Genomic DNA, 13,328 nt, shown 5'->3' on the forward strand with positions numbered 1-13,328 from the left:
CGCGCGCTCGGCGCCCGCCCCGGAGCCGGCGCTGAGCGCATCGCAGGCGGCGCGCTACGGCGAGGCGGTCGTGCGGGAGGAGCTCGGCGCCGAGCTCATCGAGGAGCGCCCCCGGGTGCGAGGGGAGTAGAGCGTGTACGACGGCATCGTCCAGGACCTCATCGACGAGCTGGGACGGCTCCCCGGCGTGGGCCCGAAGTCCGCGCAGCGGATCGCGTTCCACATCATCCAGACCGAGTCCTTCGACGTCGACCGGCTCGCGACGATCCTGCAGACCGTGCGCGAGCGCGTCCGCTTCTGCGTCGTGTGCGGCAACATCGGCGAGGAGGAGCGGTGCGCGATCTGCCGCGACCCGCGCCGCGTGCCGACGACGATCTGCGTCGTCGAGGAGCCGAAGGACGTCGTCGCGATCGAGCGCACGCGCGAGTACCGAGGGCTCTACCACGTGCTCGGCGGCGCCCTGAACCCCATGCAGGGCGTCGGCCCCGACCAGCTGCGGATCGCGTCGCTGCTCACGCGGCTGCAGGATGCCGCGGTGCAGGAGGTCATCATCGCCACCGACCCGAACGTCGAGGGCGAGGCGACCGCGACCTACCTCATCCGCACGCTCCTCCCGCTCGGCGTGCGGGTGTCGCGGCTCGCGAGCGGGCTGCCGGTCGGCGGCGACCTCGAGTTCGCCGACGAGATGACGCTCGGCCGCGCCTTCGAGGGCCGCCGCGTCGTCGAGTCCTGACCGCCGCCGGGGCAGGCGGCGCATCCGCCACCGCCTAGACTTGGTCAGTCGGGGAGTGATAGGGAGCGGCGTGAGCCTCATCGTGCAGAAGTTCGGCGGGTCCAGCGTGGGCGACGCCGAGGGGATCAAGCGCGTCGCCAAGCGGATCGTGGAGTCGCGCAAGCGCGGCCACGACATCGTCGTCGTCGTCTCGGCGATGGGCGACACGACCGACGAGCTCCTCGACCTCGCGAAGGACGTCGTGCCGAACCTCCCGGCCGGCGGCCGCGAGCTCGACATGCTCCTCACGGCGGGCGAGCGCATCTCGATGGCGCTGCTCGCGATGGCGATCAAGTCCCTCGGCGCCGAGGCGGTCTCGTTCACCGGCAGCCAGGCGGGCATGCTCACCGATGACCGGCACGGCTCCGCCCGCATCGTCTCGGTCACCCCCGACCGGGTCCGCGCCGCGCTCGATAGGGGCCAGATCGCGATCGTGCAGGGCTTCGCGGGCTTCAACAAGGTCACCGGCGACATCACGACGCTCGGCCGCGGCGGCTCCGACACCTCGGCCGTCGCGCTCGCCGCCGCGCTCGACGCCGACGTGTGCGAGATCTACACCGACGTCGACGGCGTCTTCACGGCCGACCCCCGCGTCGTGCCCCGGGCCCGGCGCATCCCCCGCGTGACGAGCGAGGAGATGCTCGAGCTCGCGGCCGCAGGCGCGAAGGTGCTGCACATCCGCAGCGTCGAGTACGCGCGCCGGCACGGCGTCACCCTCCATGTGCGCTCGTCGTTCACGAACGACGAGGGCACCATCGTCTACGACCCAGAGAGAGCGGGGTCCACCATGGAAGAGCCGATGATCGTCGGCGTCGCCCACGACCTGTCCGAGGCGAAGGTGACCGTCGTCGGCGTGCCCGACGTGCCCGGCACCGCGGCGCGCATCTTCACGATCGTCGCCGAGACCGGCGCGAACGTCGACATGATCGTGCAGAACGTGTCCGAGGTCGCGACCGGTCGCACCGACATCTCGTTCACCCTGCCCAAGGCCGAGGCCGGGCCCGCGATCCAGGCGCTCGAGGCGCACCGCGACGAGGTCGGCTTCGAGTCGATCCAGCACGACGACCAGATCGGCAAGCTCGCGCTCGTCGGTGCGGGGATGCGCACCAACACGGGCGTCTCGGCGCGGCTGTTCCGAGCGCTGTCGGAGGCGGGCATCAACATCGAGATGATCTCGACGTCCGAGATCCGCATCTCGGTCGTCACGCGCGCGGACCAGGTGGTCGACGCGGTGCGGGTCGTGCATTCGGCGTTCGGCCTCGACGGCGACCAGGAGGCCGTCGTGCACGCGGGGACCGGCCGATGATCCGGCGGCTGAGCGAGGAGCCCGGGGCCGCGCGCCCGCTGCGCCTCGGTGTCGTCGGCGCGACCGGCCAGGTCGGCGGCGTCGTGCTGCGGCTGCTCGAGCAGGGGCGGCTGACGATCGAGGAGCTCCGCCTCTTCGCCTCGTCGCGCTCGGCGGGCCGCACCATCCGGTTCGGCGGTCGCGAGATCGTGGTCGAGGACGCCGACGCGGCCGACCCGACCGGGCTCGACGTCGCGATCTTCTCCGCGGGCGGCAGCACGTCGCGCCGCCTCGCGCCGAAGTTCGCCGAGGCCGGCGTCGTCGTCGTCGACAACTCGTCGGCATGGCGCATGGACCCCGAGGTGCCGCTCGTCGTCTCCGAGGTGAACCCCCACGCGATCGCCGGTGCGGTCAAGGGCATCATCGCGAACCCCAACTGCACGACGATGGCGGCGATGCCGGTGCTCAAGCCGCTCGACCTCGAGGCCGGCCTCGTGCGGCTCGTCGTCGCGACCTACCAGGCGGTGTCGGGCTCCGGGCTCGCCGGCGTCGAGGAGCTCCGCGGTCAGCTCGAGCGCGCCGCGACCCAGCACCCCGAGCGGCTCACCCACGACGGCGGCGCCGTCGACCTCGGCGAGCCGGGCGTGTACCGGGAGCCCATCGCGCACAACGTGCTGCCGTTCGCGGGCAGCCTCGTCGACGACGGCTCCGAGGAGACCGACGAGGAGCAGAAGCTCCGCAACGAGTCGCGGAAGATCCTCGAGCGGCCCGAGCTGCGCGTCGCGGGCACGTGCGTGCGCGTGCCCGTCTTCACGGGCCACTCGCTCGCGATCCACGCGGAGTTCGAGCGGGACCTCTCCCCGGAGCAGGCGACCGCGCTGCTCGAGCAGGCGCCGGGCGTCGAGCTCGTCGACATCCCGACCCCGCTCGAGGCCGCCGGCGCCGACGCCTCGCTCGTGGGACGCATCCGCGCCGACCAGTCGGCCGAGCCGGGCAAGGGCCTCGTGCTGTTCGTCTCGAACGACAACCTCCGCAAGGGAGCGGCGCTCAACGCCGTGCAGCTCGCGGGCCTCGTCGCCGAGCGCCTGGGCTGAGCAGCCGCGGTGGGGGCCGAGCCGCGCGGCTCGGCCCCCACCGCGTCGTTCAGAGCGGGTTCTGCGGACCGTCCGGCGGAGTGTCGTCGGCGTGCGCGCCGCCCGCCGCGGGATCGGTCGTGACGTCGACCCACTCGGCGGCGAGGTCCCCGCCGCCGCCCGTGCGCTCGACGTCGTCGTGGCCGGCTGCGCCTGCGGCCGTACGGTGCTCGGGCGATGGAGCCCCACCGCCCGCCGCGCGGCCACCCGCGATGCCGCCGACCCAGCTGCGGGCCTCCGCAGCCTTCTCGCCGATCGTGTGCCCGGCGCTCTGCGTGTGCTCGCCGAGGTGCTCAGCCTTGTCCTTGACCCACTCGGCGGCTCCGCCGAGTCGGCCCTTCGCGTCGTCCAGGATCCCCATGGATGGCTCCTCTCGCCGTTGACGCGCTCATGCTAGGCCGCGAGGCTGAGCCTCGGCACGGCGGTCGTCTCGCGTCGTGGGCGCACGTCCTAGAATCGGTGCTGTGAGCAAGACCATCGACGTCGCCCTGATCGGCGGAGGCATCATGAGCGCCACGCTCGGTGCGCTCCTCCACCGCCTCGAGCCCACGTGGAGCATCGAGGTGTTCGAGCGGCTGCCGAGGGTCGGTCAGGAGTCCTCCGACCCCTGGAACAACGCGGGCACCGGGCACGCCGCGCTGTGCGAGCTCAACTACATGCCCGAGGGCCCCGACGGCTCGCTGTCGCCCGCGAAGGCGATCGACATCAACGAGCAGTTCCAGCTCTCGCGGCAGCTGTGGGCCTCGTTCGTCGAGGACGGCACGCTGCCCGACCCCAAGGGCTTCATCTCGCCGACGCCGCACATGACGTTCGTGTGGGGCGAGGAGAACGTCGACTACCTGCGCCGGCGCTGGGAGCTGCTGAAGGACGAGCCGCTGTTCGCCGGCATGGAGTACTCCGAGGACCCGGAGGTCATCCGCGGCTGGGCGCCCACGCTCATCCCCGGCCGCAAGAAGTCGCAGCGCATCGCGGCGACCCGCTCGACCGACGGCACGGACGTCGACTTCGGCGCCCTGACGCGGATGCTGCTGGGCAGCCTCGTGCGCGACGGCGCGGGCGTGCACACCAACACGTCGGTCATCGGCCTCAAGCGGCAGTCCGACGGGCTCTGGCGCCTCAAGCTGCGCCACGAGGTCGGCCAGAACCGCACCGAGGTCACCGCGCGCTTCGTGTTCGTCGGCGGTGGCGGCGGCGCGCTCAAGCTGCTGCAGAAGTCCGGGATCCCCGAGGCGAAGGGCTTCGCGGGCTTCCCGATCACGGGCGCGTTCCTGCGCACCGACAACCCCGAGCTCGTCGCCCGGCACAACGCGAAGGTGTACGGCAAGGCGAGCGTCGGCGCGCCGCCCATGTCGGTGCCGCACCTCGACACGCGCGTCGTCGACGGCGAGGCGAGCGTGCTGTTCGGCCCCTACGCGGGCTTCAGCCCCAAGTACCTGAAGTCGGGCACCTACCTCGACATGTTCGAGACGATCAAGGGCCACAACCTCTACCCGATGATCCGCGCGGGCCTCGCGAACCTCGACCTCGTCGGCTACCTCATGGGCGAGGTGTTCGCGAGCCGCGAGCAGCGGCTCGAGGCGCTCCGCGAGTTCATGCCCAACGCGAAGGACGAGGACTGGCGCCTCATCACCGCGGGGCAGCGCGTCCAGGTGATGAAGAAGGACCCCGAGAAGGGCGGCGTGCTGCAGTTCGGCACCGAGGTCGTCACCGGGGCCGACGGCACCATCGCGGGCCTCCTCGGCGCCTCGCCCGGCGCATCCACCGCCGTGCACATCATGCTGACGATCTTCGAGCGCTGCTTCCCGGAGCGCATGCCCGAGTGGCGCTCGACGATCACCGAGCTGATCCCGAGCTTCGGCACGAAGCTCAACGCGGATCCCGCGGCGGCGCGCGAGAGCATCGCGCGCACGGCTCGCGTCCTGCGGCTCGTCGAGCCGCCCGTCGGTGAGCTCCACGCAGCGGGTGCGACCCGCGCAACAGCCTGACGGCGCACCATGACGACGAGCGCAGCGCCCGCACAGAAGGGGCGCACGGTCAGCGTGGTCGCGCCAGCGGCGACCGCCGAAGAGCTGCGCGCAGTGCTCGCCGCTGAGCCCTCGCTCACGCTCGGGGCGACGGCCGCCCGCTTCGCCGACCTCGTGCGCGAGCGCCACTTCCCGGGCGATGTCGTCGTGCTCGTCGAGGAGGCCGGGCCGCCGCTGCTCGCCCACGCGCGCACGGCCATCGTCGCCGGCGCCGCGGTCGTGGTGCGCGCCGACGTCGACGCGCCGCTCCGCGAGTCGCTCGAGGCATCCGGCGCCGTCGTGCTCGACGCGGGGGCCTCCGCCAGGGAGGTCACGGCGACGGCGGCGTGGGCCCGCGTGCCGAGCCGCGCTCGCACGCACCAGCTCACCGCGAGCGAGCGGCGCCCGCGGCTGTCGGGCGGCGAGCGGCGCGCGCTCGCGCTGTACGTGCAGGGCAGCTCGACCGTGCAGGTGGCCCGCGAGATGGGCGTCGGCTACGAGACGGCGAAGACCTTCCTGCGGCGGGTGCGTGCGAAGTACGCGGCGGTCGACCGCCCCGCGGGCAAGCGCGCCGAGCTCATCATGCGCGCCGAAGAGGACGGCATCCTCTAGCGGTGGCGAAGCTCTACTTCCGCTACGGGGCGATGAACTCCGGCAAGTCCACCGGCCTCCTCCAAGCCGCGTTCAACTACGAGGAGCGCGGCCAGCGCGTGCTCCTCGCGAAGCCGGCGACCGACACGAAGGGCGCTCGCGAGATCGTCTCGCGGCTCGGCGTCACGCGCGAGGTCGACTTCCTCGTCGCCGTCGACGAGTCGGTGATGGATGCGTTCGACGCGGCTGCCGAGCGGGAGCCGACGTCGGTCGCGTGCCTGCTGGTCGACGAGGCGCAGTTCCTCCGCCGCGAGCAGGTCGACGAGCTGCTGCGCATCGCGGTCGAGCGGGGGGTGCCGGTGCTCGCGTACGGCATCCGCACCGACTTCCTCACGCATGCGTTCCCCGGATCCGCGCGGCTGCTCGAGCTCGCGCACTCGCTCGAGGAGCTCAAGACCATCTGCCGGTGCGGCCGCAAGGCGCTCTTCAACGGCCGCAAGGTGGGGGAGCGGTTCGTCTTCGACGGGGACCAGGTGGCCATCGACGGCGAGGCGGTCACGTACGAGTCGCTGTGCGCGACCTGCTACCTCGAGGAGTCGGGCGGGCGGCTGGGCTGAGGGCCCGGTCGTGGCCCTGCCAGGACAGCCCCGAGAGACGACGAGAGGGCCCCCGCCTTCGGCAGGAGCCCTCTCGTCGTCTGTCGGGGTGACAGGATTTGAACCTGCGACCTCGTCGTCCCGAACGACGCGCGCTACCAAGCTGCGCCACACCCCGGTGCTGCTCCGCTCGAGCCTAAGCCCGGCCGTGCAACCGCACCAGTCTACCCGACGTCGCGGGGCTCGAGCGACACGACGACCGCCTCGGGCGGCGTGCCGAGCCGGAACGGCGCGAAGATCGACGACCCGATGCCCTGCGACACGTTGAGCGGCACCGAGCGGCCCTCGTGCGCCCAGGAGCTGAGCCCCGACGCCTGCCGGCGGGGGATGTCGCAGTTGGTGACGATCGCGGGGCCGCCCGGCACCCGAACCTGGCCGCCGTGCGTGTGACCGGCGAGGATCGCATCCGCCCCGAGGTCGACGAACGCGTCGAGGATGCGCCGGTACGGCGCGTGCGTGATGCCGAGCGTGACGCGCGGGGCGTCGCCGAGCGCCTTGCGCATCCGCGACAGCGCCGCCTCCGTCTCGTCGAGCCGATCCCAGGCGCGGTGCGGGTCGGAGACGCCGAACGCCGCGATCGTCGTGCCGCGCACCTCGATCGCCCGGGCGCCGTTGTTGACGTCGAGCCAGCCGAGCTCGTCGAACGCGCGCTCGAGCCCCGCGGTGTCGAGCCGGTCGTGGTCCCCGGCGCTCGCGAGCTTCGACGGGCCGCCGAAGTAGCCGAGCGGGTTCTTCAGCACCGGCCCGTAGACGTCGTTGGAGCCGTGGACGTAGAAGCCGGGCACGCCCCGGAAGCCGCGCAGCGCATCCGCGAGCACGGGCAGCGCGTCGCGGTGCCCGAGGCTGTCGCCCGTGTTGACGATGAGGTCGGGCTCGACCCAGGCGAGGCCCTCGAGCCAGTCGAGCTTCGCCTCCTGCCACGGGGCGAGGTGGATGTCGGCGAGGTGCAGCAGTGTCAGCGGGCGCGCACCCGGGGGCAGCACCCGCAGGGTCTCGTGGCGGATGCGGAAGGCGCGCGGCTCGATCGCGGTCGCGTACGTCGCCACCGCGGCGCCGGCGGCGAGGACGCCGCCGACGACGGCGCCGACGGCGCGACCGCTAGCAGCCAGGGTCGCCCCCCAACGCGTTCGTGCCGACGACGACCGAGATCGGGTCGCCCGGCGCGCCGGGGCTTCCGGCGAGCGGGTTCTGAGCGAGCACGCGGCAGAGGTTGCCCTCGCCGTGATCCTGCCACGTCACCTGCACGAGCGCCGGGTCGAAGCCGGCCTCCGCGAGGGCCGCCTTCGCGTCGGAGAGCGACTGCGCGACGATGTCGGGCCAGGTCTGCGCCGAGGGGTCGGGGGAGGCCGACTCCTGCGGCGGTGCGCTCGCGCCGGGCACGAGCGCGCCGTTCGACGGGTAGATGACGATCGGCGTCGAGGTCGTGACGAGCGAGCCAGCACCGGGCGCGGTGTACTCGACCGTGCCGCTCGGCTGCGTGCCGTCGACGGGATCTGCGACCTGCACGGTGAAGCCGGCGCCCTCGAGGGCGGCCCGTGCGCTGTCCACGGGTTCGCCGGTCACGTTCGGCAGCTCGCTCGCGTTGCCCCGCAGGGTGTCGGCGTCGGGGGTCAGGAACTCTCCGTCGGGGTAGCGCGCGATGCCCTCGGCCATCGCGGCCCGGAAGATGGTCGAGCGCACGTTCCATCGCTGCTCGAGCGAGTAGTTGCCGACGATGTTGCCGACCCACACCGAGGTCGCCACGCTCGGGCTCGCGCCGTTCACCCACGTCTGCACGACGCCGTTCGTGGTGCCGGTCTTCGAGATGACGGGCGTCGTCCCCGGCGGGTTGTTGATCGGGTTGCGCTCGGTCACGGTCGTGAGCACCGACTGCATGACGGACGCGACCTGGGGCGTGATCGCCTCCTGGCACTCCTGCCCGGGCGGCTGCACCTCCGTGCCGTCGCGGGCGACGATCCGGTCGATCGCGATCGGCTTGCAGTAGATGCCGCCGTTCGCGATCGTCGCGAACGCGGACGCCATGCCCATCGGGGTGACGTTCGAGCCGGAGCCGATGACCGACGGCGCGAAGATCTGCCAGTCGCCGCCGTCCGCCGGGGTGGTGCCCATGCGCGCGGCCGTCTCGTGGATGTCGCACAGGTCGAGCTCGCTCGCCATGCGGACCACGCCGGTGTTGACCGAGTTCACCATGATCTCGACCGGCGTCATGCGCTCGTACTCTTTGCCCTCGTTGTTCTGAGGGTCCCAGGCCTCGGAGACGAGGCCCGTGCACTCCGCGCGGAAGGCGCCCTGCGGCCACTCCGACCGGGTCGCGTCGAGCTGCTCGTTGACCGAGTGGCCGTCGATGATCCACTGCGCGAGCGTGAAGATCTTGAAGCCCGAGCCCGGCTGGAAGCCGCCCGACTGGCCGTGCGCGAAGTCGGCGTTGAAGTTGACCGCCGTCCCCGTCGGGGCGTGGTCGGTGCGCGGGTCGTAGTCCTTGTTCTGCACCATCGCGAGGATCCGGCCGGTGCCGACCTCGAGCTGCGTCACGGCGGCGCCGGACTGCCAGCGGGTCTCGTCGTTCGGCACCTGCTCGTCGACGACCGCCTGCACGGTGTCGTTCAGGTCCACATCGAGCGAGGTGTAGATCTGGTAGCCGCCCTGCGCGAGCGCCCGGGAGTTGTCCTGCGGCGTCGCGCCGAGGATGTGGTGGCCGTCGACCTGGTCGAGCGCGAGCACGCGCTGGACGTAGTCGCAGAAGAAGCGGGCCGAGTCGTGACCGGCGATGCAGCCGTTGTTCGGCGGCTGGATGTTGACGAAGCTCTCGTCGACCGGGATCGCGAGGGCGGCGTCGCGCTCCTCCGCGGTGATGAAGCCCTCGCTCGCCATGTTGCGGATGATGAGGTCGCGCCGCTCCTGGTTGCGCGGCCAGTTGTCGGCGTTGAACAGGTTGCGGGTCGAGGGGTTCTGCACCGTCGCCACGAGCGCGGCCGACTCGGCGACCGAGAGCTCGGCGGCGGGCTTGCCGAAGATGCGCTGCGCGCCCGACTCGATGCCGTAGACGTTGCCGCCGAAGTTCGCGATGTTGAGGTAGGCGAGCAGGATCTCGTTCTTCGTGTAGCGCTGCTCGAGCCCGATCGCGAGCCGCATCTCGGCGAGCTTGCGCTGGTACGACTCGGTGTACTGCGCGTCGCAGACCGCTTGCGCAGCCTCGTCCTCCGAGAGGCACGCGTCGATCGCGATCTGCTGGCGCACGAGCTGCATCGTGAGCGTCGAGGCGCCCGACTCGCCGCCGAAGCCGAGCTGCGAGAGACCCGCGCGGACGACCGAGGGGGCGTCGACCCCGCCGTGCGAGTAGTAGCGGCGGTCCTCGCCGGCCACGAGCGCGTCGACCGCGGTGCGCGGCACCTGCTGCCACTGCAGCACCTGGCGGTCCTGGCTGTAGAACTGCGCGATCTCGACGGGCTGCCCGTCGCGCAGCCCGTAGATGCGGTTGCGCTCGGCCTGCTGGGTGATCTCCGCGTACGAGGGCAGGCTCTCGAAGACGTCGAGGCCGCTGTTCGCCGTGCTCGAGGCGACCGCGAGGGCGGGCGTCAGCGTCGCCGAGACGAGGATGCCGGCGATCGCGCTGAACCCGATGAGCCCGAGGAGGGAGCCGAGCAGGCTTCCTGGCTTGTGACGTGGAGCGGCCATAGCATACGAGGGTACGGCACCGACCTATGAGACCTGGGGGCACCACACGATGGCGACGACGACCTGGGAGTACGCGACCACGCCGCTGCTCATCCACCGCGAGACGGCGATCCTCAACACGTGGGGCGCCGACGGCTGGGAGCTCGTGCACGTCGCGAACGGCCCCGAGGGCGGCCTCGTCGCGTTCCTGAAGCGCCCCGTCGGGGCGGGCGCATGAGCATCGCGCAGCGCCTCGAGGAGCTCGGCTTCGCGCTGCCCCCGGTCGTGCCCCCGGTCGCCTCGTACGTGCCCGCCGTCTCGGCGAACGGCTTCGTCTACACGTCCGGGCAGCTGCCGATGGTCGACGGCGCGATGCCGCGCACCGGCAAGGTCGGGGCCGAGGTGTCTGCCGACGAGGCGATGCTCGACGCCCAGCAGTGCGCGCTCAACGCGCTCGCCGCGATCGACGCCGAGATCGGCTCCCTCGACCGCGTGACGCGCATCGTCAAGGTCGTCGGATTCGTCGCCTCGGCCGAGGGCTTCCACGGCCAGCCCGGCGTCGTCAACGGCGCGAGCAACCTGCTCGGCGAGATCTTCGGCGACGCGGGCAAGCACGCGCGGAGCGCGGTCGGCGTCGCCGAGCTGCCGCTGGGCGCGCCCGTCGAGATCGAGCTGATCGCGGCCTTCGCCTAGCCGCGGAACTGCTCGCGGATCGCGTCGACGACGCCCTGGTCGGCGAGCGTCGTCGTGTCGCCGAGGTCGCGCCCCTCGGCGAGGTCGCGCAGCAGCCGCCGCATGATCTTGCCCGAGCGGGTCTTCGGCAGGTCGGGCACGATGAACACCTGCCGCGGGCGTGCGATCGCGCCGATGTCGGTCGCGACGTGCCGGCGGAGGATCTCCTCGGCCTCCTCGATCGAGTGGTCGCGCGACGCCGACTCCTTCAGGATCACGAACGCGACGACCGCCTGGCCCGTCGTCGCATCCGTCGCCCCCACGACCGCCGCCTCGGCGACGCCCGCGTGCGCGACGAGCGACGACTCGATCTCGGCGGTCGAGAGCCGGTGGCCGGAGACGTTCATGACGTCGTCGACGCGGCCGAGCAGCCAGATCTCGCCGTCCTCGTCCTTGCGGGCCCCGTCGCCGGCGAAGTACTTGTCGCCGAACTTCTCCCAGTACGTCTCGCGGTAGCGCTCGTCGTCCCCGTGGATCGTGCGCAGCATCGACGGCCACGGGCTCGTCACGACGAGCAGCCCGCCGTCGCCGTCGGCGACCGGCGCGCCCGACTCGTCGAGCACGTCGACGTCGATGCCCGGGATCGGGACCTGGGCGCTGCCGGGCTTGAGCGTCGTGACGGAGGCGAGCGCCGAGATCATGATCGCCCCCGTCTCGGTCTGCCACCACGTGTCGACGACCGGGGTCGTGCCGCCGCCGATCACGTCGCGGTACCACATCCAGGCCTCGGGGTTGATGGGCTCCCCGACCGTGCCGAGCACGCGCAGGCTCGACAGGTCGCTCGACTGCGTGTGCTGGCGGCCGAGCTTCATGAAGGTGCGGATGGCCGTGGGCGCGGTGTAGAAGATCGTCACCCCGTAGCGCTCGATGATCTGCCACGGGCGCTCGGGCGTCGGGGTGTCGAACGTGCCCTCGTGCATGACCTGCGTCGTGCCGTTCGCCATCGGCCCGTAGACGATGTAGCTGTGCCCGGTGACCCAGCCGATGTCGGCGGTGCACCAGTAGACGTCGGTCTCGGGCCTGAGGTCGAACACGTGGCGGTGGGTGAACGAGGTCTGGGTCAGGTAGCCCGCGCTCGTGTGCAGGATGCCCTTCGGCCGGCCGGTCGTGCCGGAGGTGTAGAGGATGAAGAGCGGGTGCTCGGCCGGGAACGCCTCGGCCTCGTGCTCGGGCGAGGCCGCCGCCATCGCCTCGTGGTACCAGACGTCGCGGCCCTCGACCCAGTCGATCTCGTTCTCGCCGCGCTTGACGACGAGCACCTTCTCGACGCCGTGGCCCGGCTCGCGGAGCGCCTCGTCGACCGTGGGCTTGAGGGGGAAGACCTTGCCCTTGCGGTGCCCGCCGTCGGTCGTGATGACGAGCGTGGCGCCCGCGTCGTCGATGCGGCCGCGCAGGTTCGAGGGACTGAAGCCGCCGAAGACCGCGGTGTGGACGGCGCCGATGCGCGCGCACGCGAGCATCGCCGCGACCGCCTCCGGCAGCATCGGGAGGTAGATCGCGACGCGGTCGCCGGCGCGCACGCCGAGCGAGGTCAGCACGTTCGCGAGCCGCTTCACCTCGGTCGTCATCTCCGCATAGGTGATCGTGCGGCGGTCGCCCGGCTCGCCCTCCCAGTGCAGCGCCACCCGGTCGCCGTGGCCGGCCTCGACGTGCCGGTCGAGGCAGTTGACGGCCACGTTGAGCGTGCCGTCGTGGAACCACCGCGCGTGCGGCGGCTGCCAGTCGAGCACCTCGGTGAACGGCGTCGCCCACTGCAGCTCGCGCGCCTGCTCGGCCCAGAAGCCGAGCCGGTCCTCCGCCGCCCGCTCGTAGAGCGCGGCGGTGGTCGCGGACTCGCGTGCGAGCGCCTCCGGCGGCGCGAAGCGGCGGGTCTCGGTGAGCAGGTGGTCGATGTGGTCGGACACGGCGTTCTCCTGACTTCCTCGTCGCGGTCGAGCCTACCGAGCGACGCGGGCGCTCCCGGCCTCGTCGCGCGCCGCCGGGGGAGACGGCCCGCTCCGGCCCGGGGGCCGAGGTGGCCGTGTTGCTCCCGGGCTCGCCCCGCGGCGCGCCTAGCATGGTCGCCGTCGGCGCTGCCGACGCGAGCAGGGTGCCGACGGATCCCCCATTCGTCCTCCTGCGGCGGCGCCCCCGTCCCCCGGTGGGCGCCGCTTCGCGTCCGCCCCCTCTCCACAGGGCCGGGCGGCGGCGCGCCGAGGTCGCGGCGCTGTCGCCTACCGTCCGCTCGCATGGAAGCACGAGCGCGCGGGATCCCGTTCGTCGCCGGCGCCGATCGCGCCGTGCGCGCCGGTCCCGTGCGCACGGGTGCCGATGGCGGACCGCTCCGCGAGTTCGCGGAGCTCGCGCCGCTCGTCGCCGAGGCTGCGGTGACGGATGTCTTCGTCACCGGCGGGCAGGTGTGGGTCGACCGCGGGTCCGGCGCCGAGCCCGCGGGGCTCCGGCTCGGGCCCGAGCGCGCCCGTGCGCTCGCCGTGGCGCTCGTCGCGGCGGGCGGCAGGCACG

Annotated in this window: 12 protein-coding genes, 1 tRNA gene and 1 pseudogene; 9 read left to right on the forward strand and 5 right to left on the reverse strand. The window is 72.5% G+C overall.

Annotated elements, in window-relative coordinates; translation table 11 throughout:
- Positions 1–133: 133 nt before the first annotated feature.
- The 3 genes from recR to NWP09_RS07760 all read left to right on the forward strand — a co-directional run bounded on the left by recR (position 134) and on the right by NWP09_RS07760 (position 3,151).
- Positions 134–733 (forward strand): recombination mediator RecR, encoded by a 600-nt coding sequence (gene recR / locus NWP09_RS07750; protein ID WP_258274950.1) that lies wholly within the window; start codon positions 134–136, stop codon positions 731–733.
- Between the two features lie 70 nt (positions 734–803).
- The gene (locus tag NWP09_RS07755) at positions 804–2,078 is read left to right on the forward strand and encodes an aspartate kinase (protein WP_258274951.1); all 1,275 of its coding nucleotides are present in this window, start codon (positions 804–806) and stop codon (positions 2,076–2,078) included.
- Entirely contained in the window at positions 2,075–3,151 is a 1,077-nt protein-coding gene (locus NWP09_RS07760; protein WP_258274952.1) for an aspartate-semialdehyde dehydrogenase, read from the forward strand. Before NWP09_RS07755 ends, NWP09_RS07760 begins: the two co-directional genes overlap by 4 nt.
- Positions 3,152–3,200: 49 nt before the next feature.
- Here the strand turns inward: NWP09_RS07760 and NWP09_RS07765 are convergent, their stop codons facing one another.
- Entirely contained in the window at positions 3,201–3,551 is a 351-nt protein-coding gene (locus tag NWP09_RS07765) for a hypothetical protein (protein ID WP_258274953.1), read from the reverse strand.
- A gap of 94 nt (positions 3,552–3,645) precedes the next feature.
- Here NWP09_RS07765 and NWP09_RS07770 point away from each other — a divergent pair, with 94 nt between their 5' ends.
- The 3 genes from NWP09_RS07770 to NWP09_RS07780 are packed head-to-tail and all read left to right on the forward strand — an operon-like array spanning position 3,646 to position 6,401.
- Positions 3,646–5,175: a malate:quinone oxidoreductase gene (locus NWP09_RS07770; protein WP_258274961.1), complete on the forward strand. Its 1,530-nt coding sequence runs from the start codon at positions 3,646–3,648 to the stop codon at positions 5,173–5,175.
- A gap of 9 nt (positions 5,176–5,184) precedes the next feature.
- Positions 5,185–5,805, forward strand: a complete 621-nt coding sequence (locus tag NWP09_RS07775; RefSeq protein ID WP_258274954.1) for a DNA-binding response regulator — start codon at positions 5,185–5,187, stop codon at positions 5,803–5,805.
- A 2-nt stretch (positions 5,806–5,807) separates the two neighbouring features.
- Positions 5,808–6,401 carry a thymidine kinase gene (locus tag NWP09_RS07780; protein WP_258274955.1) on the forward strand — a complete coding sequence of 198 codons (594 nt, stop codon included), beginning with the start codon at positions 5,808–5,810 and terminating at the stop codon, positions 6,399–6,401.
- An 83-nt stretch (positions 6,402–6,484) separates the two neighbouring features.
- On the opposite strand, the gene NWP09_RS07785 is transcribed toward NWP09_RS07780, so the two are convergent.
- The 3 genes from NWP09_RS07785 to NWP09_RS07795 form a co-directional block, all read right to left on the reverse strand.
- A tRNA-Pro gene (locus NWP09_RS07785) sits at positions 6,485–6,558 on the reverse strand.
- Positions 6,559–6,604: 46 nt separating this feature from the next.
- Complete coding sequence (locus NWP09_RS07790; RefSeq protein WP_258274956.1) at positions 6,605–7,486, reverse strand: metallophosphoesterase; 882 nt, start codon at positions 7,484–7,486, stop codon at positions 6,605–6,607.
- A gap of 52 nt (positions 7,487–7,538) precedes the next feature.
- The gene (locus NWP09_RS07795; protein WP_258274957.1) at positions 7,539–10,115 is read right to left on the reverse strand and encodes a transglycosylase domain-containing protein; all 2,577 of its coding nucleotides are present in this window, start codon (positions 10,113–10,115) and stop codon (positions 7,539–7,541) included.
- Positions 10,116–10,164: 49 nt separating this feature from the next.
- Here NWP09_RS07795 and NWP09_RS07800 point away from each other — a divergent pair, with 49 nt between their 5' ends.
- Together NWP09_RS07800 and NWP09_RS07805 are read left to right on the forward strand one after the other, a co-directional pair.
- The gene (locus tag NWP09_RS07800; protein ID WP_258274958.1) at positions 10,165–10,332 is read left to right on the forward strand and encodes a hypothetical protein; all 168 of its coding nucleotides are present in this window, start codon (positions 10,165–10,167) and stop codon (positions 10,330–10,332) included.
- Positions 10,329–10,787, forward strand: coding sequence for a RidA family protein (locus tag NWP09_RS07805; RefSeq protein WP_258274959.1), 459 nt, complete (start codon positions 10,329–10,331; stop codon positions 10,785–10,787). The genes NWP09_RS07800 and NWP09_RS07805 overlap by 4 nt, the downstream gene beginning before the upstream one ends.
- Here the strand turns inward: NWP09_RS07805 and acs are convergent.
- Positions 10,784–12,730 carry an acetate--CoA ligase gene (acs, locus tag NWP09_RS07810; protein ID WP_258274960.1) on the reverse strand — a complete coding sequence of 649 codons (1,947 nt, stop codon included), beginning with the start codon at positions 12,728–12,730 and terminating at the stop codon, positions 10,784–10,786. The genes NWP09_RS07805 and acs overlap by 4 nt on opposite strands.
- Before the next feature lie 324 nt (positions 12,731–13,054).
- Between acs and NWP09_RS07815 the strand changes: the two are divergent.
- Positions 13,055–13,328: pseudogene (locus NWP09_RS07815) on the forward strand (hypothetical protein); the annotation flags it as partial.

The sequence above is a fragment of the Agrococcus sp. HG114 genome (assembly GCF_024723325.1).
Lineage (GTDB): Bacteria > Actinomycetota > Actinomycetes > Actinomycetales > Microbacteriaceae > Agrococcus.